At 62.0% G+C, this 22554-nt stretch carries 18 protein-coding genes; 8 read left to right on the forward strand and 10 right to left on the reverse strand.

Going from position 1 to position 22554, the window contains the following annotated elements; genetic code table 11:
- Positions 1-75: 75 nt before the first annotated feature.
- From OIS53_RS18820 to OIS53_RS18835, 4 genes are all read right to left on the reverse strand, one after another.
- Positions 76-447 (reverse strand): hypothetical protein, encoded by a 372-nt coding sequence (locus OIS53_RS18820; protein WP_264680118.1) that lies wholly within the window; start codon positions 445-447, stop codon positions 76-78.
- A gap of 245 nt (positions 448-692) precedes the next feature.
- On the reverse strand, positions 693-1307 hold the full coding sequence (locus OIS53_RS18825; protein WP_264680119.1) for a uridine kinase family protein: 615 nt from the start codon (positions 1305-1307) through the stop codon (positions 693-695).
- Between the two features lie 263 nt (positions 1308-1570).
- A complete protein-coding gene (gene rdgB, locus OIS53_RS18830) occupies positions 1571-2158 on the reverse strand; it encodes an RdgB/HAM1 family non-canonical purine NTP pyrophosphatase (RefSeq protein WP_264680120.1) in 588 nt (195 codons plus the stop codon).
- A gap of 24 nt (positions 2159-2182) precedes the next feature.
- The gene (locus OIS53_RS18835; protein ID WP_264680121.1) at positions 2183-2362 is read right to left on the reverse strand and encodes a hypothetical protein; all 180 of its coding nucleotides are present in this window, start codon (positions 2360-2362) and stop codon (positions 2183-2185) included.
- Positions 2363-2587: 225 nt separating this feature from the next.
- Here OIS53_RS18835 and OIS53_RS18840 point away from each other — a divergent pair, with 225 nt between their 5' ends.
- The 6 genes from OIS53_RS18840 (at position 2588) to OIS53_RS18865 (ending at position 8903) form a co-directional block, all read left to right on the forward strand.
- On the forward strand, positions 2588-2833 hold the full coding sequence (locus OIS53_RS18840; protein ID WP_264680122.1) for a type B 50S ribosomal protein L31: 246 nt from the start codon (positions 2588-2590) through the stop codon (positions 2831-2833).
- Between the two features lie 190 nt (positions 2834-3023).
- Positions 3024-4256, forward strand: a complete 1233-nt coding sequence (locus OIS53_RS18845; protein WP_264680124.1) for a GlmU family protein — start codon at positions 3024-3026, stop codon at positions 4254-4256.
- A gap of 402 nt (positions 4257-4658) precedes the next feature.
- Positions 4659-5801 (forward strand): DNA polymerase III subunit, encoded by a 1143-nt coding sequence (locus tag OIS53_RS18850; protein WP_264680125.1) that lies wholly within the window; start codon positions 4659-4661, stop codon positions 5799-5801.
- Between the two features lie 233 nt (positions 5802-6034).
- A complete protein-coding gene (gene hemC / locus OIS53_RS18855; protein ID WP_264680126.1) occupies positions 6035-6973 on the forward strand; it encodes a hydroxymethylbilane synthase in 939 nt (312 codons plus the stop codon).
- Positions 6974-7063: 90 nt separating this feature from the next.
- Positions 7064-7714, forward strand: coding sequence for a peptidylprolyl isomerase (locus tag OIS53_RS18860; RefSeq protein WP_264680127.1), 651 nt, complete (start codon positions 7064-7066; stop codon positions 7712-7714).
- A 283-nt stretch (positions 7715-7997) separates the two neighbouring features.
- Positions 7998-8903, forward strand: coding sequence for an SDR family oxidoreductase (locus tag OIS53_RS18865; RefSeq protein WP_264680128.1), 906 nt, complete (start codon positions 7998-8000; stop codon positions 8901-8903).
- 642 nt (positions 8904-9545) lie between these two features.
- Here the strand turns inward: OIS53_RS18865 and OIS53_RS18870 are convergent.
- Genes OIS53_RS18870 through OIS53_RS18880 form a run of 3 tightly spaced genes read right to left on the reverse strand, consistent with a single transcriptional unit; the run spans position 9546 to position 13362 of the window.
- Positions 9546-10559: an ABC transporter permease gene (locus OIS53_RS18870; RefSeq protein WP_264680129.1), complete on the reverse strand. Its 1014-nt coding sequence runs from the start codon at positions 10557-10559 to the stop codon at positions 9546-9548.
- Positions 10556-11587 carry an ABC transporter permease gene (locus tag OIS53_RS18875; RefSeq protein ID WP_264680130.1) on the reverse strand — a complete coding sequence of 344 codons (1032 nt, stop codon included), beginning with the start codon at positions 11585-11587 and terminating at the stop codon, positions 10556-10558. Before OIS53_RS18875 ends, OIS53_RS18870 begins: the two co-directional genes overlap by 4 nt.
- A 41-nt stretch (positions 11588-11628) precedes the next feature.
- Positions 11629-13362, reverse strand: coding sequence for an ABC transporter substrate-binding protein (locus OIS53_RS18880; RefSeq protein ID WP_264680131.1), 1734 nt, complete (start codon positions 13360-13362; stop codon positions 11629-11631).
- Positions 13363-13487: 125 nt separating this feature from the next.
- Between OIS53_RS18880 and OIS53_RS18885 the strand changes: the two genes are divergently transcribed.
- Entirely contained in the window at positions 13488-13949 is a 462-nt protein-coding gene (locus tag OIS53_RS18885; RefSeq protein ID WP_264680132.1) for a hypothetical protein, read from the forward strand.
- A 795-nt stretch (positions 13950-14744) separates the two neighbouring features.
- A complete protein-coding gene (locus OIS53_RS18890) occupies positions 14745-15824 on the forward strand; it encodes a hypothetical protein (protein WP_264680133.1) in 1080 nt (359 codons plus the stop codon).
- Between the two features lie 212 nt (positions 15825-16036).
- Here OIS53_RS18890 and OIS53_RS18895 read toward each other — a convergent pair whose 3' ends face one another.
- The 3 genes from OIS53_RS18895 to OIS53_RS18905 all read right to left on the reverse strand — a co-directional run bounded on the left by OIS53_RS18895 (position 16037) and on the right by OIS53_RS18905 (position 22512).
- Positions 16037-16765, reverse strand: coding sequence for a LytR/AlgR family response regulator transcription factor (locus tag OIS53_RS18895; RefSeq protein WP_264680134.1), 729 nt, complete (start codon positions 16763-16765; stop codon positions 16037-16039).
- Between the two features lie 32 nt (positions 16766-16797).
- Entirely contained in the window at positions 16798-20331 is a 3534-nt protein-coding gene (locus tag OIS53_RS18900; protein WP_264680135.1) for a hybrid sensor histidine kinase/response regulator, read from the reverse strand.
- A 159-nt stretch (positions 20332-20490) separates the two neighbouring features.
- The gene (locus OIS53_RS18905; RefSeq protein ID WP_264680136.1) at positions 20491-22512 is read right to left on the reverse strand and encodes an OmpA family protein; all 2022 of its coding nucleotides are present in this window, start codon (positions 22510-22512) and stop codon (positions 20491-20493) included.
- Between the last annotated feature and the right edge of the window lie 42 nt (positions 22513-22554).

Raw genomic sequence — 22554 nt, forward strand, 5'->3', positions numbered from 1 at the left:
GCCGCTGCCCACTCCGGGCCCGGCGGCTACAAAAGCCGGCGCTGAAGCACCAGCGCCACGAGTCATAACGCGCCGCTACGGAGCCTGCGGCGACACCGAAGCGCCCAACAGCCGGGCGCAGAACATGACGGCCGGCCGGATGCCGGCCCGCAGGCGAGGCACGGCTAGGGCCCGCCGCAGGGCCGGCCGCCAGCTCAGCGGGTCAGGCCAGGGCAGCCAGGCATCGGCGGCCGGCGCCACCAGCATGTGCAAGTGGCCGGTGGCTTCCAGGGTTACCTTCTGCTTCACCACGGCGGCTTTGGGTGGCAGGCCCACCCGCGCCGCGCCGCCAGCCGGCACCCGCAGCGTAGACACGGCCTGGTGGTTCAGCGCCAGCACAAACAGCACCGAAGCCGTGAGCAGCGCAAAACGCACGTAAGCCGCAACCGAAGAAAAAGCAGACACCATGACCAAACGCAAGGGCTACAAATATAACTGTTTGAATCGCGGATTTCTGGATTGCGCGGATTTCGGTGACGAGTACGTACCAGGCAACACGTGCTTTACAAACGAGAACGAAGCAATATGGGCTTTACAAACGACAAGAGCTTGCCTTGGGCAAGCTCTTGTCGTTTGTAAAGCCGCAGGCTAAGCAACACGGTCGTATTCGTCACCGAAATCCGCGCAATCCAGAAATCCGCGTAATCCGCGATTCAGATTTTACCTCGCAGAAAGGACACAAGCACGTCCAGGCCCCGGTCGAAGTGCCGGTTATTGGGGATGATGAGGTCGGCGTCGTGCTTGAAGGGCTTGATGTACTTCTCGTAGGTGGGCGCCACGTGGTGGGTGTAGCGGTAGAGCACATCTTCCAGGTCGTAGCCCCGCTCGTCCCGGTCGCGCACGATGCGGCGCTGTAGCTTCACGTGCTCCCGCGCGTCGATGTACACCTTCAGGTCGAGCAGCCGAGCTACCTCCTCGAAGTAAAACACGAAGATGCCTTCTACCACCACAATGGGCGCGGGCCGAAACACCAGCTCACTCGGGGTAGCGTTGGGGTTGTTGAAGGTGTATTCGCGGCGGCGCACCTCCTGGCCCTGGCTAATGCGCAGCACATCGGCGGCATAGGCCTGGGAATCAATACTGGACGGCAGGTCGAAGTTGGTGACGCCTTGGGCGTCAACTTGCTGGCTCTCACGCGGGTGGTAGTAGTTGTCCTGCGAAATCAGGCAGATTTCGTCTTCGGCAAACGAGGCCAGCAGCCGGCGCAGAAACGTGGTTTTGCCGGAGGCGCTGCCGCCCGTGATACCAACAATAAAGGGGTGTTGCATGCTACAGAGAAAAGGCCCGTACCGCCGGGGCCAACCCTGCAAAAATAGATAATCTACCCGAGCAGCACGGAAAAATGGTCCGACAGAGAAGTTCTTGATGGCTCCTGATGGGGCGGCGCTGTGTCCCGTGCTGCCTGTTAGCGGGCCTCTGGCCCGCACTCGTCCGCGCCGTTTGAATGACAGCAAACGGGGCTCGTTCTGGCGGGGGAGGCCGGAGCCTTCTGCATAGGCGGCACGGGGCACCGCCCCATTTCGCAGGGAACTTACTTCGCCGTCTTTTGCAGATAGCTCACCAGCCCGGCAACGGCGCGGGCGCGGTGGCTAAGCGTGTTTTTCTCAGCCAGGGTCATCTCAGCAAATGTGCGGCCGTCGCCTTCGTTCGGCTGAAACACGGGGTCGTAGCCGAAGCCATCGAGCCCGCGGGGCACTTCGGTGATGAGGCCGGGCACGGCGCCGGCAAACAGCTGAGGCTCGGGGGTGAGGCCCACCAAGGCTACCACAGTACGAAACGCCGCCGAGCGGTCGGGGGCGCCTTGGAGTTCCTGTAGCAGCTTTTGCACGTTGTCGGGGGCGGAGCGCTGGGGGCCGGCGTAGCGGGCCGAGTACACGCCGGGCGCGCCGTACAGGGCCGCTACCTCCAGGCCAGTATCGTCGGCGAAACAAGCCACGCGGTAGTGTTCCCACACGTATTCGGCTTTCTGGCGGGCGTTGCCTTCCAGCGTGTCCTGGGTTTCGGGCAGCTCTTCCCGGCAGCCGATGTCCTGGAGGCTGAGCAGCTCAAGGGAGGAAGACAGCAGGGGCCGCACTTCGGCGAGCTTGTGCAGGTTGTTGGTAGCGAAGCAAAGGCGCATAGGTGAGCAGAAGTCGGCAGGCGGCTAGCGCAGCATCAGGCGCACCGTGTTCCAGGCGCGTTGAAGCGGAGCGGGCGGGGCAGGTTGGCGGCGGGCGGCGGCATAGGCCTTGGCTGTCGGTTGGGGCTGGGGCAGCGTCACGACGCCCATCAGCCATAACGCGCCAAGCAGAAAGGCGCCGCGGAAAACCGTTTTCTTGTTCATAAACCAGATGCCATGCTACGAAAACATGGCACAGTAACGAATCAAACAGGTGTAACAATATGAATCTTGCGGCCCAAAAATAGAGAAAACCGTGTGTTTGGAAAGAGCGAAGCCCCTGGGCAGCGGAAAAAGAAACGTCGGCTTTTTAAATCCGCAGCTACCGTGTACTTTTGTAGTCCCTTCCGCAAAATCGGCAGGCACTCAGGTACAAACGGCACTACGACCATGAAAAAAGACATCCACCCCGAGTATCGCGAAGTGGTGTTCCAGGACACTTCCAGCGACTTCAAATTCATCACCCGTTCGACCATGAACTCGAACGAGACTATCACGATGGAAGACGGCAAAACCTACCCCGTTATTAAGGTGGAAGTTAGCTCGGCCTCGCACCCCTTCTACACCGGCAAAAACGTGTTTATCGACACGGCGGGCCGCGTAGAGAAGTTCATGAACCGCTACAAGAAGAAGTAGCTTTTTGTGTAGCTGCAAGCCGTACGCTACAAGCTGCAAGCTTTTTTGAAGGCTTTCGTTGGTTTCAGCCAGCGGAAGCCTTTTTTAGTGTAGAATCCATCTTTGCTTGTCTCCGCACTCAGGCGCAACGGCCCCGACGGTTTCGCCGGCGGCTTGTAGCTTGCAGCCTGAAGCTTGCAGCTAACCTCCCATGCATATTCTGCTTTTCGACGACCCAGCCATCCGGCCGCAGCTGCTGCCGTTTACGTTTACCCGTCCCGTGGCCGCCCTGCGCTGCGGCATCCTGACCTTGGCCGAAAAGTGGCAGCACCGCTTGGGCGCCGGGCGCGTGGGCTACCTCACCGAAGCCTACTTGCAGGCCAAGTTTCCGGCCGGCGACACGCAAGGCCCGGCCCTGGTCATCAACGGCGCCGTGTGCCCCGACGACCTGCTGGCCCGCCAGGTGCAGGACTTGCAGCCCGGTGAGGCCCTGTATGACGGCGAGCTGCTGGTGGCGGCCCACCTGGCCGATGCGTCGAAAGTGGCCGAGCTGATTCAGGACGGCTTTCGGCGCACCCGCGCGGTAGCGGAGCCCGTGACGGTGATTCGGGAGGTGTGGCACCTGTTTTTGCGCAACGGCGCCGAAATCCGCCGCGACTTCGACCTGCTCACCCGCGGCCGCCAGTCCCAGCCCGTCGGCGACGCGCACACCATCGTGTACGCCCCCGAGAACATCTTTATTGAGGAGGGCGTGAAGATTCGGGCGGCTATCCTGAACGCTGAAAACGGCCCCATTTACCTGGGCCGCAACTCCCAGGTGCACGAGGGCGCCATCATCAGCGGCCCGCTGGCCCTGGGCGAAGGGGCCCACATCAATGCCGGCGCCAAAATGCGCGGCGACAACACCGTGGGGCCCTACTGCAAGGTGGGCGGCGAGGTCGGCAACAGCATCCTGCTGGGCTACAGCAACAAGGGCCACGACGGCTACCTCGGCAACTCCGTGATAGGGGAGTGGTGCAACCTGGGCGCCGATACCAATACCTCCAACCTGAAGAACAATTACGCCCCGGTGAAAATCTGGAGCCACGCGGCGGGCCGCTTCGTGAACACCGGCCAGACATTTTGCGGGCTGATGATGGGCGACCATAGCAAGTGCGGCATCAACACGATGTTCAACACGGGCACGGTGGTAGGCGTGGCGGCCAACATCTTCGGGGCAGGCTTCCCGCGCACGTTCATTCCGAGCTTCAGCTGGGGCGGGGCCGCGGGTTTCGAGACCTTCAAGCTGCCCAAAGTGGCCGAAGTAGCGGAGCGCGTCATGGCCCGCCGCAACCTTGCCTATGATGCCACCGAGCAGGCCATCCTGCAGCACGTGTACGAGGCCACCGCCCATGACCGGGCGTGGGAACGAGCCACGCCCGCAGCGCCAGAAACCGGGATTTAGCTGTAAGTTGATGGGTCTGGCGGCAGACTTAGGCAGCTTAGCTGCCGCGTCTGCCCGCCGGGGCATGGGGCAAGTCTCCCGACTTGCGGCCGCCGAAGGCGGCCAGCCGGTACCGCGCCGTGTGCCGCTATTAAGCGACCAAAGATGTAACGCGAAGTTTTACTTCGCGACCTGCCAGAACAATACGGCGCAGGATGTCCGCCTGACAGGACCGTGCAACAATGCGCGAAGCGCAAGCTTCGCGCTACACCTAGGCGGCGCGGTACCGGCTGGCCGCTGCGCGGCCGCAAGTCGGGAGACTTGCCCCATGCCCCGGCGGGCAGACGCCTCGCCATAGGCGAGAAGTCTGCCGCCAGACCGAACGCCAGCAGACAACGAAAAACGACCAGCGAACAACGAACCATGCGCTTTTCTGACATTCCGGGCCACGGCGAGGTGAAGCGGGTGCTCGTGCAGAGTGTGCGGCGCAACCACGTGGCCCATGCCCAGCTGTTTCGCGGGGCCGAGGGCTCGGCGGCCCTGGCCCTGGCTCTGGCCTACGCCACGTTTCTGAACTGCGAGGCCCGCACGCCAGAGGCCGAGGACTCGTGCGGAAATTGCCCTAGCTGTCAGAAAATCGACAAGCTCGTGCACCCCGACCTCAACTTCATCCTGCCCGTCACCAGCACCAAGGCCGTGCCCAAGGACGCCACCAGCAGCAAGTTCGCGGCCGAGTGGCGCAGCTTCGTGCTCGACAACCCCTACCAAGGCCTCAACGACTGGATGCAGCACATCGGGGCCGACAACAAGCAGGGCAGCATCTCGAAGGAAGAAAGCCTGCAACTGCTCAGGCTGGTGAGTTTGAAAGCCTTCGAGGCCCAGTTCAAGCTGGTCGTTATCTGGCTGCCCGAGCTGATGCACCCGGCCGCGGCCAACGCCGTGCTCAAGCTACTGGAGGAGCCGCCGCCCGCCACGGTGTTTCTGCTGGTCAGCTACGCGCCCGAGCAGCTGCTGCCGACGATTGTGAGCCGGGTGCAGCCCGTGGTGGTGCGCGCCCTGGCGGAAGATGAGCTGACGGCCTGGCTGCGCGACACCCACCACGTGCCCGAAGTAAAAGCCCGGCAGCTGGCCCAGCTGGCCGAAGGCAACGTGGGCACCGCCCTGGCTTCGCTCAGCTCGGCCGCCGGCGCCACCGACCACAACTACTTCGACCTGTTTGTGGCCTGGATGCGCACCTGCTACGCCAACAAGGTGGCCGACATGCTTGATAAAAGCGACGAGTTTCAGAAGCTGGGCCGCGAAAACCAAAAGGAGTTTTTGCAGTACGGCCTGGGCCTGCTGCGCAAGGTGCTGCTCTTCGGCCTCGACCCCCAACTGGTGCCCCATCTGCCTACCAATGAGCAAGGCTTTATCAAAGGCTTCAGCACCTACGTGACGCCCCGCAACGCCGGGCCGCTAACGCAGGAGCTGAACGAAGCGCACTACCACGTGGAGCGCAACGCCAACCCGCGCATGGTGTTCGTAGATGCGTCGCTGCGCGTAGCCGAGCTGCTGCGCCAGGCCTAGAAGAAAGGCCAGAAATAGCGCCTCAGGGTGTTTGAAGCAGGAAAATACAGCTTGCTAAAAAGCTATAGGCTGTGTTAAGCGAACTATAGCCGGCGGCCGGCAGCGGCTTGCCGTATCTTTGCACCAGCAGTGCAGCCCGCGGCTGAAGCAATTGCTAGGGCTGCTCGGAGAAGCCCGGCCGTAGCCTGTGGCGCAAGCTGCTGAATTTTTACTTCTTAATTCTCAGTTTTTAGTTGAAATCCTCGATTCGCATCGGCACGCGCGGCAGCAAGCTGGCCCTGTGGCAAGCCCAGCACGTGGCCGACCGCCTGGCGGCCGCCGGCCTCACGCCGGAAATCGTCATCATCACCACCACCGGCGACGTGGTGCTGGACCGCTCCCTCGATAAAATCGGAGCCAAAGGCGTATTCACGGAGGAGCTGGAGCAAGGCCTGCGCACCGGCCACGTAGACATTGCCGTGCACAGCGCCAAAGACGTGCAAAGCTCGATTCCGGCCGATTTGGAGCTGCTGGCATTTCTGGAGCGCGAGCAGGTCAACGACGTAATCGTCAGCTTCGACCCCGCTCTGGACCTCCAGCGCCCCGACCTTGTGCTGGGCACCAGCAGCACCCGGCGCAAGGCCATGCTCAAGCGGTTTTTGCCCCACGCCGTTACGGCCGAAGCCCGCGGCAACCTCCAAACCCGCCTGCGCAAGCTGGAAGAAGGCCAGTACCACGGCCTGGTACTGGCCTACGCCGGCGTGCACCGCATGGAGTACGACAGCCTCATCCGGTTTGTGCTGCCCGAAACCCAGTACGTACCCGCTACCGGCCAGGGCAGCATTGCCATTGAGTGTGCCCGCAGCCTGGAGCCGGACCTAAAGGCCAAGCTGCGCCGCATCCTCGACCACGAAGCCACGCACGTGTGCCTGGTGGCCGAGCGGGCATTTCTGCGCACCATGGAAGGCGGGTGCAGCATTCCGTCGTTTGCCTTGGCTACGCTGGCGCCCGGTGGCACGGTGCGCCTGCACGGCGGCCTTATCAGCCTCGATGGGCAACACTGGTTGGACGAACAGCAGACTGCGCCCCTAGCCGCCGCCGAGACGCTTGGGGTGCGGGTGGCGGAGGCCGTGCTGGCCCGCGGTGGCCAGCAGATTCTCGACGACATCCGGCAGCAGCGCCAGCTCAGCTAGCCAGCCTACCCGCCGCTCAGCTGGCAGGGGCCGCGCTGGCTCCCCGCTCAAACTGCGTAGTTTTACCGTTTCCGACACCTACCTCACTCTATGAACATCCTCTCCCGATTAGTCACGCTGCTGATGGCCGTGTTGCTGGTGGCCTCGGCTGCTCAAGCCCAGACCAAGACTGCCAAACGCCCCCGAACCAGCAAGAAAGACGAAGTAATAACCATCAGCACCCCGCAGGGCGACATCCGGCTGGTGCTTTTCGAGCAGACGCCTCTGCACAAGGCCAACTTCCTGAAGCTGGCCGAAAGCGGCTTCTACAACGGCACCACGTTTCACCGGGTCATTCCGGGTTTCATGATTCAGGGCGGCGACCCCAACTCCAAGGACACCGACCCCGATAATGACGGCGAAGGCGCCCCCAATGAGAAGATGATTCCGGCCGAAATCCGGCCCGAGTTCCGGCACAATCCCGGCGCTGTGGCCGCTGCCCGCACCGCCGACTTCGTGAACCCCCAGCGGGCCAGCAGCGCCTCGCAGTTCTACATCGTGCAAAATCCCCAGGGCACCCCCCACCTCGACGGCCAGTACACGGTGTTCGGCCAGGTTATCAGCGGGCAGGAAGTGGTGGACAAAATTGCCCAGCAGCCTGCCAATGAGCGAAACCGCCCCCTCACCGACCTGAAGATGACGGTGAAAGTGGAAAAGCTCAAAAAGAAGAAGATTACTGAACTCTACGGGTATCAGTATTAGGGGCTTAGGGTCTTGGGGGCTTGGGGTCTTAGTTGTTCAAGCACAACGCTGATACGATGTGGGGTCGTCGGCTACTTTCTGCTTAGGGTCTTAGTTGTTGTTCAGGCACAACTGATATTCTGAAATGCCACCGCACGCCATTCTGACAGTAGCATGAGCCGTTGTTTTACCTGACCGTTTTGGCATCAATTGTTTAGCTATGAGAAGCTCGTGCGGTAACGTCTCAGAATGCCACCTGTACCAGAACATCCACTAAGTCCCTAAGCCCCCAAGGCCCTAAAAAATGAAGCTCCTCATTACCGGTTCCAATGGGCTGCTGGGCCAGAAGCTGGTGGCATTGCTCCGCCGGCAGCCCCTGGTGCAACTGGTTGCTACTTCCCGGGGAGCCAACAAGCTTGCTGAACTGTATCCGGAGGTGCGCTTTGTGTCGCTCGATGTGACGGACCGGGCTCAGGTGGAGCGGGTGCTGGCCCAGGAAAAGCCTACTCACCTCGTGCACACGGCTGCCATGACCCAGGTAGATGAGTGTGAGCTAAACCAGGAAGCGTGCTGGTTGCAGAACGTGACGGCCGTGGAGTATTTAGTGGCCGCCTGCGAGCAGCAGGGTACTCACCTCCTCCATCTCAGCACCGATTTTATCTTCAGCGGAGAAGAAGGGCCCCTGACGGAAGACGCCACGCCCGCGCCGGTAAATTTTTATGGGGAAAGCAAGCTGGCTGCCGAGCGTGTGGTGCAGGTCTGCCGGGTGCCCTGGACTATTTTGCGCACGGTGCTGGTGTACGGCGCCGCCCACGACTACGGCCGCACCAACATCGTGCTGTGGGTGCGCGACTCCCTGCGGGCCGGCCAGAAAATCAACGTGGTGGACGACCAGCTCCGCACCCCGACGCTGGCCGAGGACCTGGCCCAGGGCTGCTGGCTGGCTGCGCAACGCAATGCCACCGGCATCTACCACCTGAGCGGCCGGGAGCTGCTGACGCCCTACCAAATGGCCCTGCAAGTAGCCGACTTCTTCCAGCTGGATAAGTCATTACTTGTGCGGGTAGATGCCAGTACTTTTTCACAGCCGGCCAAACGCCCGGCGCGCACGGGGTTCATCATCACCAAAGCCGAGCGGGAACTAAGCTACCAGCCTCATTCCTTCCAGGAAGGCATTGCGCTGCTGGCCCGCCAAACCGAGGCTGCATAAGGCTCTTAGGTCTACTGCCAAAGCTGCCGGAAAGTATGGCCCGGCGACTCCTGTTGCAGATGAAGCCTACCCCTATAAACGCAAAAAACCCGCAAACAATGTTTGCGGGGTTTTCACACACCTATTGCAACAACCTGAAGGGTAGAAAGCGCGCTGCAAGCAGACGCAGGTGCTTCACACCCAATAATTCTGAAATATTAGCTACCTTCAAGAGGCAGCGAAATGGACCCGACCAATAGCTCACCCACCAGAACCACGGTACCATTCTGCAAAGCAGCGGTGGCAACCGAGTAGGGCACTAGTTCTCCGTCAGAAGTCCAGAAACCGGCCGCCCGACTGGCAACCTGGTAAGCCGCTATATCCAGTAGCAGTGAACGGAATACCTGCTCTTGGTGCTGTTTTGGGAGCGGGGAAACCATACCTACAGGTAGCTGGTAAGTCAGCTGATAGAGGCACTGAGTTTCTTTCTCTGTGCCGTTCTACACTACAATAGTAGGGCACAATAGAAGTGCTGTAAAGGACAATAACGTCGTAATTGTGACTTGTATCTAGTAAGGATAGAATAAGCTTGGAATGGGTTCGAGTTGAGCTTATCGACACAAAAAACTGAAGAGTAAGCTGCTATGCTGGTTAAAGACGAGGTTATGCCTGGTCAGAATAGGCTTGTTTTGTGACATCAGCAAAAGAATATTTCTGGCTTTTGCTACGTGCCATGAGCGTGTGCAGGCTGAGTAGGGTGGCCCCCAACGCAACTCCGGGCCCCAGCAGCAGCCACCAGCTACCGGGGCTAAAGCGCACGGCGGCCAACAGACGGCCCCAGCTGGGAATTTCCGGGGGCAGCCCAATACCTAAAAAGGAAAGCGTGGTTTCCAGGCCAATAAGCAGGGCTACAGTAAGCGGAAACCGCACCATCTGCACGGGCCAGGTGGCCGGCCACACGTGGCGCAGCAGGATGCGCCTGGCGGGCAGGCCGGCGGCCCGGGCTGCCTCCACGTAAGGCAGCGCCCGAACCTGCAGAGTAGCGGCCCGCATCAGCCGGGCAGGGGCAGTCCAGCAGGTGCCAGCCAGCAACAATACGAGCCCCGCCGCCGAAGGCCGTTGCAGCGCGGCCACCACCACCACCAGTACCAGCAGGGGCACGGAGTCAAGCAGGGTTATTAGCGTTTGAACAGCGTGGTCGAGGGGCAAAGCCCGGCGGCGGCGACCCCACGCCCAGTGGCGGGCACCATACCAGATGGTGGTTCCTAGCAGCAGCAGCGGCAGCAGCCATACCGGGTGAGCCAGTAGCTGAGCTGCCTCCAGCACCGCTCCGGCTCCCACTACCGCGGCTGCCAGCACAAAAGCTTGCGTTACCCGCCAGTGGGCATTGCCCCAAAACCCCGCTACACTGCCCAGCCCCGCCCCAAGCAGCACCGCCAGCGTGGCCGCCGGCAGGCTTACCAGCAACGTGGTGCGGGCTCCCAGCAGAAGCAAGGTTCCTAGCCCCTGGCCTTGCGCATCAGTACCTAGCCAGAAGGGAGCCTGGCCCGGCGGCAGGTTGGCTTGCAGCAAATTGGGAAAGGGAGCTTGGCTTGGCGCGGCCACGGCGGCCACCACCAGCATCAGCAGCCAGCCTGCTGCTGTCCATTCCGGCCAAGACAGGCGCGGGCGGCTCACGGCTGAATCCGGACCCGGGGGTCGGCGGCTTGGTACAGGATATCGGCCAGGGCCTGAGCCAGCAAGCGTACTACTACGACCAGCGTTACGCCGCCCAGCAGCACCGGGTAATCTTGGCTGGCGGCGGCTTCGGCCAGCAGGCGGCCCATGCCGGGCAAGGCAAACAGCACTTCCACCACTACCGAGCCGGCTACCACCTCGGGCAGCAGGGCCGCCGCCAGGGTAATACCGGGCAGCAGGGCGTTGCGCAGGGCATGATGCCGCAGCACCCCCCACCGGCTGGCGCCTTTGGCACGGGCCGTGGCAATGTAGGGGGCACGTAGCTCGTGTTGCAAGGCTCCATCCAGCTGCACCAGCAGGGCGGGGGCACTCACCAGCACTAAGCTGGTAATCGGCAAAACCAGGTACGGCAGTTGCCGCCCGGCCTGAGCCCACCAAGGCCCGCTCAGCTCGGCCGCATCCAGTCCGAAGACCGGGAACCAGGACAAGGCATCGGGGTTAGCCAGCAGTAGCAGCAGGCCCAGGGCCACCAAAAATAAGGGCAGCGCTTGCAAGGCATGTAGCACCGCCAGCAGGGTTGGCCGCCAGGTTCGATGATAGTTCAGCAGCAAGGAACCACCTACGGCTGCGGCCACGCTCAGCGCCAGGGCCGCGCCGGTCAGGGGCAACGTATAGCGCAACGAGCGGCCAACCAACTTCGCAACGGGGGCGCCGTCGCGGAAGGAAAAGCCCAAATCGCCGCGCAAAAGGCCACCCACCCACCGGTGGTACTGATTGTGAAGGCCGTGCCACTGCCACGCCGGCCGCAAGCCATGCGGCTGCGGCGGCAACGTTACGTAGAACACGGGCTCATCGAGGCCGTAACGGCGCAAGAGCTGCCGGGTGGCTGCTTGCTGCTCGGCCGGCGAAAACACCCGGCTGCTCGACTCCAGGGCTTGCTGAACGAAGGCTGCTGGATCAGCTGCGGAGCGGCTTAGCAGAAACAGAGCTGATAAAACAAGCCAAGCCAGCAGCAGCGTACGTCCCAAAGAATATAAAACGGAAGACCACTGCATAGCCCAAGCGCCAGTTAAGGAGTGCCAGCCGGCACCGCACCAATGCGCTGCACATCATAACCCGGTTTGAACCCCATTACCGGGATGGGGCCCAGGGTGCTGGCCGCCGCAATCCGGTATTGCATATAGTATAGTACCAGCAGTGGCTTTTCCTCGTGCAGCAGCCGTTGCAGCCGGCGCAGTAGCCGGGCTTTCTGGTCGGGCTGCTCAGCCTGCGCAATGTCTTTAATTAGCTTGTCGCTGGCCGGCGTGGCGTAGCCCGTGAAATTGCCTACTCCCAATCCTTCCGAATGCAGAAAGGAAGTGAAGTCATACGAAAAGGGGCTGCCGGCAATGTTGCGCAGCGTTATGTCGGTGGTGCCGGCCCGCAGCTGCTGGCTCAGCAGGGCGCCCTCTAGGGGGCGTAGCTCTACCCGAATACCGATGGCCGCCGCCGCCGCCCGAAACTGCAGGGCCACGGTTTCAAAGCTTGGTTCGCCGGCACGGTAGCTGATGCTTAGCTGCAAGCGGCGCGGGGCCCCTCCTGCCACCGGCCGTTGCCAGCCGCCTGCGGGCAACCGCTGCCAACCAGCTTGCTGCAGCAACTCAACTGCCTGGGCGGGGCTGTACTGTGGCAGCGGCAAGCTGTCGTTGTAGTACGCCTTGATGGCTGGACTGATCAAGCCTACGGTCGGGTAGGCGGTGCCGCGCTCCACTGCCTGAATCAGGGCCGGAATATTAAATAGCTGAGAAAGGGCCTGCCGGGTTAGCCGGTCGCGCAGCACGGGCTGGCGCACGTTAAACGAGGCTATCAGGCATTCATACGAAGGCGTGGTGTAGAAGCGCAGCCGGGCGCGGTCGGAGGCCGATTCCTGCAAGCGGACAAACTCGCCCGCGGGCATCATGCTGTACAAGTCGATTTCGCCGCGCCGCAGGGCCAGCGTGGCCGTAGCCGCATCGGGAATCACGTGGTAAGTAATGCGGCGCGGCACAGCCTGTAGCTGCGGGGGCACGGCTGGTAGCCGGTCGGCCCACCAGGTGGTTTTGCGCTGCAACGTCAGGTAGCGGCCCGGCTGCCAGGAGCGTAGCTGATATGGGCCGCAGCCCGGCAGGCGTTCCGGATGGCGGGCCAGTTCCAGGGCCTGGTAGCGGCGCGCGAAGCTGGCCACTACGCCTGCCGCCGCGCCCGGACGGCGCATCGACGCTATCGTCAGCGGGCGCAACTGCCCCTGCGGGTCCAGCACGTATTCCGGAAGGATGGAAAAGTCGCCCGACTGCTGTACGTACTCCGACGACTTGCCCGCGCATAACAGCGTAAACCGGCGCGGATCCTGAGCATCCAGCTCGATGTCGCGAATAAACCCATATTGCGCCTGATCCAGCTCGATGGGCAAGCCTGGGCAGTTCATCACCTTCAGCGTGAAGGCTACGTCGCGGGCCAGTACGGGCGAGCCGTTGTCCCAGGTGGCTTCGGGCCGCAGCCGGAAGCTCACCAGCATTAGCGAGTCATTGAGTGAGCGTACGGTGGGATAGGCCTCGGCCAGCCAGGGCACACTGATTAGCTTTTTTTCGTTGGGCTTCAGCAAGCTGCAGTGCAGCAGGTTCGCCACCGTATACGAACTCAGGTTGTCCACCACGAGCGGGTCGAGGTTGGCAGGGTCGCGGGCCCAGCGGATGCGGATAGCGTCCGGTTTGGAAGAGGAAGCTGGAGAGCAGGCAACCAGACCAGCCCCTAGCATTACAGTTAAACCAGAAGACAGTAGCTTCATGAATGGGCAACAGCACGGGTATTAGGCCGGGCAAGTTACCACGATTTACCGCTTCAGTTTACCTGGGATAGGATGTTCTGGCACTAAGCAATTGCGTGGCCGTCACCCCAGCCACTGGAGCCACCATGCTCATTCGCTGCTATGTGGCCCTCACCCAAGCCATTGCCATGTGCGAAAGCTACGTGCCCATCACCCCAGCCACTGGAACCGCCATGCTCAACACTGGCTACGTGCCCGTCGCCCCAGCCGCTCGAACCGCCGTGCTCGAAAGCAAGGTGCCCATCGCCCCACCCACTAGAGCCGCCGTGTTCGATAGCTGCTACGTGCCCGTCGCCCCAGCCGCTCGAACCACCGTGCTCAACTGCTGTGATGTGGCCATCACCCCAGCCACTGGAACCGCCATGCTCAATGCTTACCGCATGACCGTCGCCCCAGCCGCTCGAACCGCCGTGCTCTACGGCGTGGATAGTTTGGGCTACGGAGGCTACCGCAGTGGAGGGGGTAAAATTCAGGCTGCCGATTTGCAGGAGGGCGATGGTAACGAGCTCGATCATGGCTTTGGAATTGTTTGTGGTTCAGGTGATTGAATGACACAAAGGTGAACTCCAGCCAAGCCTACGTAAAGGAAAGAAGGCTCGCAAAAGTGACGTGATGTAAGCGTCACTCTTTCGTTGTTGTCACTAGATACATTATTTTATCTTTCTGATAACTAAGTATTTAAAATAAAATTTTTAAAATAGCCAAGGACAAATCTGGTATCAATGTGACATAATATAACTAAAAAAGGTACAAGTTGCCATTTACAAATAAAGGACGCACCTGGAATTGCAAAAAGGATAGGATGTCCCTTTTTGTGACAAGCTTTTTAGCCCCTTATCTTTGATAAGACCCAGGCGCTGAAACTCGTAAAGCACGTATTTAGAATGGAAGAGCTAACCACACTGGTAAAAATTGTGACAGATCGGCGTCTGGCAGTTCTTCCTTTCCTGGATTTCACCTCGCGTGCCAATAACAAAGACTTACAGCTGGTGCGGTTGCTGGAGCAGGACCCGCTAGCGACTCCTACCAAAATTATAAAGGCATTATACGGAAAATCCGACGCTGCCTCTCAGACTGCTTTTCGGCAGTTAAAATCACGGGTGCAACGCAAGCTGCTCAATCACCTGTATTTTCTAGATCAAAACGACCCACGCCATATTGTTTCAAAACGCTACGAGCAGCTGTGCTTGGGCCTGCTGCATCAGGCAAAAATTTTAAGCGGGGAGGGTGAATATAAGCTTGCCGAAAAGTTGTTCCGGAAGGCTCTGAAGACAGCTATAGATGCCGAGCTTACCCAGTATGCTGTTATCTGCGCGCGTCTGCTGCATAATCAGTACGCCGAGATGCGTAAGCCCGCAGAGTACAAGGCTATTAGCAAGCAGTTGGCAGACCTGCAACAACAGTTACTCCTGGAAGATGAAGCGGAAAGCATCTACACCGATATCAAGATGTTTTCGATTCATAAGGTCCGGTGGCGGAAGTATATCTTAAGCCAACTACCCATCTATGAGGAGCAGCTAGCGCAGCTTCACAAAAAGGCAAAGAGCTACAACACCTTCCATTTCCTATACCGGACCAGGTTGTCGAAGGAAGAGTTGGTGGGAAACTATGAAGCCATTATCAAGCTTACGGCCGAAGCCGAACAAGCCTGGCAGAAAGGAAAAATGAATACCAAGCGTTTCGATAAGCGGTTCAATAACTACATGAGCGTGTACGCGCACCTGCGCAGCCGCAAAGCGACGCAGGGGCTAGAGTTAGCCGAGGGATACTTCAAGGATTTTCATCACTCTTCCGGCAACTGGTTCTACTTCCTGGAGACCTACTTTCTGCTGGCGGTGCATGCCGGGCAGTATGCCCGCGCCTACGAGCTGTTGCAGCAGGCCCACAAGAACCCGTATTTTCTGAAGCAGCGGGCCGCCGCTCAGCAGCGGTGGGAGCTGTACGAAGCGTACCTGCAGTTTGTCCGGCCGGATCAGTCGCCGCTGAAGATGCGGCATTTCGCGCAATTTGTGCAGACCGTGCCCGACTATAGCCGCGACAAACAGGGCTACAACGTGGCCATTCTGATTTTGCAGTTTCTGTACTTCCTGCGGCGCCACGACATTGAGGGGCTGCTGGCGCGCCTGGAGGGCCTGCGCAAGTACGAGCAGCGCCACCTCCGCGACCCGGCCACGCTGCGCAGCCAGCTGTTCTTCCGGATGCTGCTCACAACCGTAAAGGAAAACTTCGAGCCCGATGCCTGCGCCCGGAAAGCCCAGCCGCTGCTGGAGCGGCTCCAGGCTGCGCCCCAGCCCGGCGAGGCGTACGGCGAAATCGAAATCATTCCCTACGAAGACCTCTGGCGGCTGACGCTGGACATCCTGCGCCAGCGAGTAGCCGAGCAAGCTGCCGCCGAACAAGCTGCCCGCCGGCGAGTAGCCTAGAAAACCATTTCTTCCTACCAACTGCTGCCGCAAAACCTGGCGGTGAGCGGCCAGGCCGGAGCCAGTCAGGTTGCGCTGCTGGTACTGCCGGCTTTCGGGGTCTGCACCGGGCCTGCTCCAGCAAGCAGCGTTAGCAGCCGACAATGGAGAGGCTGAAAGGAACGCACGTACGCCACCCAAAGCCAACCCAAGGGAAGCAGCCAGGGGAAAAGCTAGAACTTATTCAGGCGCTGAAATACTTCACGCAGGTAGGTTTGCCCGATGGGAATGTATTTGTTGTCGATGACAATAGTATTGTCTTCGATGGTTTGCACCCGCCGCAGGTTGACGATGAACGAGCGGTGCACGCGCACAAACAAGGCCGCCGGGAACTTGTCTTCGACTGCGCGCATGGTGGTGTACACGATAAGCTTGCTTTGGCCCATGACAATGTGCACGTAGTCGCCGAGGGCTTCCACGTAGCGCACTTCCTCGAAAGGAACTTTCACCAGCCGGTTGTCCACCTTCACGAAGGTAAATTCGGCATTGGGCGGGGCGGCAATGGCATCGGCGCCGGCAACGGCCCGGCTTTCCACGGCTTCCAGAGCCTTCCGGGCGGCCGTCAGGAAGCGGGCGTAGCTGATGGGCTTCACCAGGTAGTCGAGCACGTCGTGGCTAAAGGCCTCCACGGCGTAGCTTTTGCTGCTGGTAATGAGGATAACCAGGGGCGGATTCTGCAAGGTGCGCAGCAAATCCAGGCCCGACATTGCCGGCATTTCTACATCCAGAAACAGGACGTCGATGGGTTGGGTGCGCAGAATTTCGGCTGCGGCAATGGCGCTGGCGCAGCTGCCGGCGTGCACCAGGAAGGTGGTGTTGGCAACGCAGTTTTCGACGATTTGCAGCGCCAACGGGTCATCGTCCACAATCAGGCAGCGCAGGGGAGCAGTAGGTTCGGCCATGCCAGCGAAGGTACACGCAATGCGGAAAAAACCTAGGGTAGAGAAGGGGAAGGCAGGCGGCTGTGCAGAGCAGGCTGCAGCTGGTGCAGAAGCTGCGCAATATCGTTGAGGCGGGCGGCCAGCTCGGCGGGGCCGGCCACGGCGGCCTGCTGCTCCACCCACTCCAGCTGGGCGGTCAGCTCCGCTACCCCAAAATAGGCAACCTGGCCTTTGAGCTTGTGGGCGGTGGCTGCCCGCTCGGCCGGCGTGGCCGCTGCCAGCAGCTGCGGCAGCAGCTCGGGCGCCTGGGCCAGAAATGTGCGCACAATCTGCTGCACAAAGCTCTCGTTGCCGCCGGCCAGCTCTTCCAGCAGGCTCCAGTCGGGGCACACGGTGGGGGCTGCGTGGGTCGTTGCCGGATCGGCGGGTTTTGGGGGAGGCGGCAGGCCGGGCCGCTTGGCGGAAGCGGTGGGGCGGCCGGTGAAGTGGGCGAGGCGGGCGTAGAGCACGGCCGGGTCGAAGGGCTTGGCCAGGGTGTCGTCCATGCCGGCTTCGAGGGCCAGGGCGCGGTCTTCGGGCAGGGCGGAGGCAGTGAGGCCGATGAGGGGCAGCTGAGCGGAACTGGGAAAGAGGGCCCGCAGCTGGCGGGCGGCTTCGTAGCCATCCATTTCCGGCATCTGCACGTCGAGCAGTACCGCGTCGAAGGGGTGCTGCTGGGCGGCTTCCACGGCCAGGCGGCCGTTGGCGGCCAGCGTCACGCGCACGTTCCAGGCTTCAAGGGTTTTGCACACCACCAGCTGGTTCAGCTCGTTGTCTTCGGCCACCAGCACGCGCAGGGGCGGCTCAAAGGGCGCCAGCGTTGCGGCAGTCTGGGCCTGCACGAGGGCTTCGTCGGCGGGGTGGCAGGGAATGTCAAACCAGAACGTGGAGCCGCGGCCCTCCTCGCTTTCTACCCACAGCTGCCCGCCGTGCAGCAGCACCAGATTGCGGGCAATGCTCAGCCCCAGGCCCGTGCCCCCAAACTGCCGGGTGGTGCTGGGGTTGGCCTGGGAGAAATCCTCGAAAATAGCGTCCAGCTTGGCCTGGGCAATGCCAATGCCGGTGTCCTGCACGGCCCAGCGTAGGCGGGCCGGCTCCCCGGCTCCGGCGCCCGGCACCACATCGAGACGCACCGTAATGCTGCCGTGGCTGGTGAATTTCACGGCGTTGCCGACCAGGTTGACGAGCACTTGGTTGAGGCGCACCGGGTCGCCGAAAACAACCGGGGGCACGTCGGGAGCCAGGGTGGCATGCAGGACCAGGCCTTTGGCATCGACGGCGAACTGAAACAGGCGGACTACGCCCGCCACCAGCTCCGACAAGCGGAAGGCGGTGTGCTCCAGGGTCAGCTTGCCGGCCTCCATCTTCGAGAAGTCGAGGATGTCGTTGAGGATGACCAGCAGGTTGTGGGAGGAAGAGTGAATGGCCTCCAGATACTCGCGCTGCTCAGCGTCTACCGGCGTGTTGCGCAGCAGGTAGGTCAGGCCGATGACGGCGTTCATGGGCGTGCGAATCTCGTGGCTCATGTTGGCCAGGAACTGCGACTTGGCCCGGCGCGACGCCTCGGCCGCGTCGCGGGCCACCACCAGGTCGGCGTTTATCTGCTCAATTTCAGCCTTCTGCTGGCGCAGCTCGGCGGTTCGCTCGTTCACGGTGGTTTCCAGCCGCAGCTTCTGGCGTTGCAGGGCCGCTGTGCGCGCCCAGGTGGCCGCGTAGCCCAGGCCAGCCAGCAGCAGCACCGTCATGCCCGCAAACCAGCCCGTGCGCCAAAACGGCGTGGCAATGGTAAACGAAGCCGCCGTGGGCGCCGACCACCGGCTTTCGGCACCCCGGCGGGCGCGCACCTCCAGCACGTAGCGGCCCGCATCGAGGCGCGGAAAATCGGCCTCGGGCACGGTGGTGGGGGAGCTCCACTCCTCCTGAAAACCCTGCAAGCGGTACTGGTACTGCCAGGCGCCGGCCGGGGCCAGGCTCGCCACCCGAAAAAGCCAGGTAACGTGGTGCGGCTGCGGCGGCAGGTTGGGCAAGGTGGCCGGCTGGCGGGTGCCATCTACCTCGGCAGCCGTCAGCACAACCGGGGCGCTGGCGGCGGGCAGGCGGGCGGGCAGCCGCACCCGCACCAGGCCCCGGCGGGCGGCCAGCAGCACTACCGAGTCGGTGATGCTGGCGGCAGAATTGGGCAGCAGGTCGCGCACCGTGGGGTTGTTGGGGGTGGTGAGCGGGGCGAATACGGAGCCCCGCCCCAGGCTCAGGGCGTGGCGGTGCTGCACCAGCAGGCCGGCCGGCGTGGGCACCAGGCCGTAGCAGTAGTTGCTGGCCAGGCCCGTGGTGAGGGAAGTGAACTGCCGGAAACGGCCGTTAACAAAGCAGTACACCCCTTCGCCTTCGGTTCCAATCCAGATGCGGCCGGCGGCATCCTGGGCCAGGGCCGTGGCATTCACGCCGCCTGGCGCCAGCTGATGCACCCGGAAGCGGCCCGCTTCGAGCACGGCCAGGCCCGTACCGTGGGTGGCAAACCACACGCGGCCTTGGCGGTCGGGCAGGATGGCGTACACATCGTTCTGAAGCAGACCATTGGCAGTGGTGTAATGGATGGCCGGGCCCTGTGCGGGCAGGTAGTAGGCCCCATCGGCCAGGGTGCCCACCCACAGGCCCCCGGCCGAGTCTTCGGCCAGGGCCATGACGTGCAAGGCAGCGGGCAGCAACGGGCGGGAAACAGTAGCGGTATCCACAACCCACCGGCCGGCTTCGTCGGAGAGGGAGGGCTTGAACGGGGGCCGGCCCTGCAAGCCGTGCGTGGAGGTGCCCAGGGTAATCCAGCCCGGCGTTTTGGCCGAGGGCAGCAGGGCAGTGATGGGAGCCGGGGCGGGCTGGGGCCAGGAGTTCAGCCGAAAGCTGGTGGGCGTGGACTCCAGGTGGAGCAGCTGGCCGGTGGCAGTGCCCGCGGCCAGGGTAGCCCCGCGCCCGGCCAGGGCGGTTAGTCGCTCGGCGGTGGCAAAATACGTGACGTGCGGATCGGTGAGCCGCCACAGGCCGTGCCCGGCCGTACCCACCCAGTACGTGCCTTCGGTGTCGCGCAGCAGGCAGGTGAGGACGGCCCCCGCGGGCAGGGCCGGGCGGTAGCGCCGCCGAAACTGGCCGAGGCGGGCCGTATCGGGGGCGGGCAGGCCGGGGCGCGGACGCAGAAAGGTGGATTTTGAGGCTTCTACTGCCGCGAACCGCCGGCCCTGGCTCACCGACACGTGCCCCCGGTAGTGGCCCACCCAGAGCTGGCCCGTGCGCGGATGCACGGCCAGCTGGGTAACAAAGTCTTCGGCCAGCCCCTCGCGGGAAGTAAACGGCTGGAATGTGGTGCCATCGTAGCGCATCAGGCCCTCGGCCGTGCCCACCCACAGGTAGCCGGCGCGGTCCTGGGCCAGGGCGTAGATGAAAGGCTGCGGCAAACCCTCGGCAGCACCCAGTTGCTTCAGGTACTGCCGGGCCGGCAGCGGCTGAGCGGCCACCACGCGGCTAAGGAAAAGCAGAAGCAGAAGAAGGCGAGTCGTCACACCAGGTAATTTACAGCTTGCGGGGTGCTTCATCGGACTGGCGCGCCTAACAAGCCAATTTTCTTTGATGGATTTTAATGTTCCGACGTTTTTTAGCCCGCAGAAGGCGCAGAAGTTTCCGCGGAAGGCGCTGAGTTCTGCGGAAATTTCTTGGGCAGCTTACTTGCCGGTCACTTTGAACTCGGTGCGGCGGTTGCGCTGGCGGCCCTGCTTGGAGCTGTTGGAAGCTACGGGCTGGGTGTCGCCGTAGCCGGCAAAGGTGAGGCGGCCCTTGTCGATGCCTTTCTGCACGAGGTAGTCCACCACGGCTTTGGCCCGGCGCTGGCTCAGGTCCTTGTTGTAGGCGTCGTTGCCCACGTTGTCGGTGTGGCCCGAAATTTCCAGGCGCAGGTCGGGCGTTTCGGTCAGCAGCTTTTGCAGGCGTTCCAGCTCGTTGGTGCTTTCCTTGCGCAGGGTGGCCTTGTCGAAGTCGAAGAAGATGTTGTTCAAGACCACCTTCACGCCCACGTCCAGCTTCTTGAGGGCAATGTCCTTCACCACCTCCGAGTAGGCCGCGCCGGCCGGCAGGTCAAAGTTTTCGGAGTGGAACAGGTAGCCTTCCTGGCGCACCACAATGCCGTAGTTCACGCCCGAAGGCAACGACACCAGGTAGCGGCCCGACTGGGCGTTAGCCCGGAACGAGGCAATGGTCTGGTTGCGGGAGTTGTCCACTACGTCGATAATAGCCTCCAGGGGCTGCTTGGTTTTCTCGTCCGTGATGGTGCCTTTCAGGATGGTTACCTGGGTGGAGGCAATGGCCACGGGCGGGGCCAGCAGGGTTTCCTTCACCGGCTGCGCGCGGGAAGCCAGCAGCTGGTCTTCCTGGCTGAGTACGGGCGCTTTTTCGGGGCCCAGAAAGGTAATCTGGTAGATGTCCTTGGAGCCCAGGCCGTCGTCGCGGAACGAGGAGTAGTAGCCGTGACGCCCCGAGGCCGAAATCACGAAGAACACGTCGTCGTCGGGGGTGTTGATGGGCCAGCCCAGGTTTTCCGGGGTGCTCCACTTGCCGTTTTCGTACACCGACCTAAAGATGTCGTAGCCGCCCATGGAGTTGTGGCCTTCCGACGAGAAGTACATGGTTTTGCCGTCGGGGTGCAGAAACACGCCTTCCTCGCCGTACTGGGTGTTGATGGCCGGGCCCAGGTTCACGGCCGGCCCGCGGCCGTCAATTTCAATCTTGAAGATGTCGCGCCCGCCCAGGCTGATTTCCTGCTTGTCGCTCACAAAGTACAGGCTCTTACCGTCGGGCGTGTAGGCCGCCGACGACTCGTGGGAGCGGCTGTTGATGCGGGAGCCCAGGCGCTGCGGCTTACGCCAGGCCGCCCCGCGCAGGTCAGCCTCGTGCAGGTCGCCGCCGTTGTCTTCCAGGTACACCATCATGCGCTGCCCGTCGGGCGAGAGGCCCACGGTGGCATCGTGGCCGCTGGTGTTTACCGGCTCGCCCAGGTTGCGGGCCGGCGTCCACTCGCCCTTGCCCGTACGGGTGCTCTGGTACACATCCTCGAAAAAGCCGCCGGTTTCGGGGTCCTTCTGGGCGCCGGTGGAGTTGTCGCGCCGGGAGGTAAACAGAATCACCGACTCGTCGGCCGTGATAACCGGGCCGTAGTCGGGGTAGGGCGAGTTCACGCCTGGTCCGGCGTTGTCGATGAACACGCGGGTGGGCTTGGCGGCCAGCCGGCGGCCGTTTTCGCACTCCCGCACTTTCTTCTGAATGTCCTGGGTGAAGCCGGCGGTGTTTTTGGTGCCGGTGGCCGGTGTGGCCCGCTTGTACTCGGTTATGGCCTCGTCCCACTTGCCGTTCAGGTGCAGGCCCCGGCCCAGCAGGTAATGAATGCGCGGGTCCACGTCGGGGTTGAGCTGATAGGCTTTCTGCAAGTACTCCAAGGCCCGCGGCTTAAAGCCCGAATGCAGGTAGCAGTTCCCGATTTTGAGGTTGAGCTGGGAGTTGTTGGGGTTGAACTTCTGGGCGGCCAGGTAGTGCGGCAGGGCCTGTTCGTAGCGGGGCGGGTCGAGGTCGTAGAACTCGTCGCCGAGCTTGATTTCCTTAAGGGCAGCTTTCAGCCCGTCCTTGTTATTGCCGAACTGGTCTTTGCTGAACTCCACATCCTGAGCCACGGCCACCGTGGTAGCGGAGAACAGCAAAAAGGCGAGTAGGTATTTATACATGGTAATGTCTTGTTTGTC

Source organism: Hymenobacter sp. YIM 151500-1, from assembly GCF_025979885.1.
Lineage (GTDB): Bacteria > Bacteroidota > Bacteroidia > Cytophagales > Hymenobacteraceae > Hymenobacter.

Coding starts and splice junctions, on each gene's coding strand:
- OIS53_RS18890 (WP_264680133.1), top strand. CDS start 14,745: ATGCGTAAGCCCGCAGAGTACAAGGCTATTAGCAAGCAGTTGGCAGAC.
- rdgB (WP_264680120.1), bottom strand. CDS start 2,158: ATGCGCCTTTGCTTCGCTACCAACAACCTGCACAAGCTCGCCGAAGTG.
- OIS53_RS18840 (WP_264680122.1), top strand. CDS start 2,588: ATGAAAAAAGACATCCACCCCGAGTATCGCGAAGTGGTGTTCCAGGAC.
- OIS53_RS18820 (WP_264680118.1), bottom strand. CDS start 447: ATGGTGTCTGCTTTTTCTTCGGTTGCGGCTTACGTGCGTTTTGCGCTG.
- OIS53_RS18835 (WP_264680121.1), bottom strand. CDS start 2,362: ATGAACAAGAAAACGGTTTTCCGCGGCGCCTTTCTGCTTGGCGCGTTA.
- OIS53_RS18845 (WP_264680124.1), top strand. CDS start 3,024: ATGCATATTCTGCTTTTCGACGACCCAGCCATCCGGCCGCAGCTGCTG.
- OIS53_RS18850 (WP_264680125.1), top strand. CDS start 4,659: ATGCGCTTTTCTGACATTCCGGGCCACGGCGAGGTGAAGCGGGTGCTC.
- OIS53_RS18865 (WP_264680128.1), top strand. CDS start 7,998: ATGAAGCTCCTCATTACCGGTTCCAATGGGCTGCTGGGCCAGAAGCTG.
- OIS53_RS18885 (WP_264680132.1), top strand. CDS start 13,488: ATGCTCATTCGCTGCTATGTGGCCCTCACCCAAGCCATTGCCATGTGC.
- OIS53_RS18825 (WP_264680119.1), bottom strand. CDS start 1,307: ATGCAACACCCCTTTATTGTTGGTATCACGGGCGGCAGCGCCTCCGGC.
- OIS53_RS18860 (WP_264680127.1), top strand. CDS start 7,064: ATGAACATCCTCTCCCGATTAGTCACGCTGCTGATGGCCGTGTTGCTG.
- OIS53_RS18895 (WP_264680134.1), bottom strand. CDS start 16,765: ATGGCCGAACCTACTGCTCCCCTGCGCTGCCTGATTGTGGACGATGAC.
- OIS53_RS18880 (WP_264680131.1), bottom strand. CDS start 13,362: ATGAAGCTACTGTCTTCTGGTTTAACTGTAATGCTAGGGGCTGGTCTG.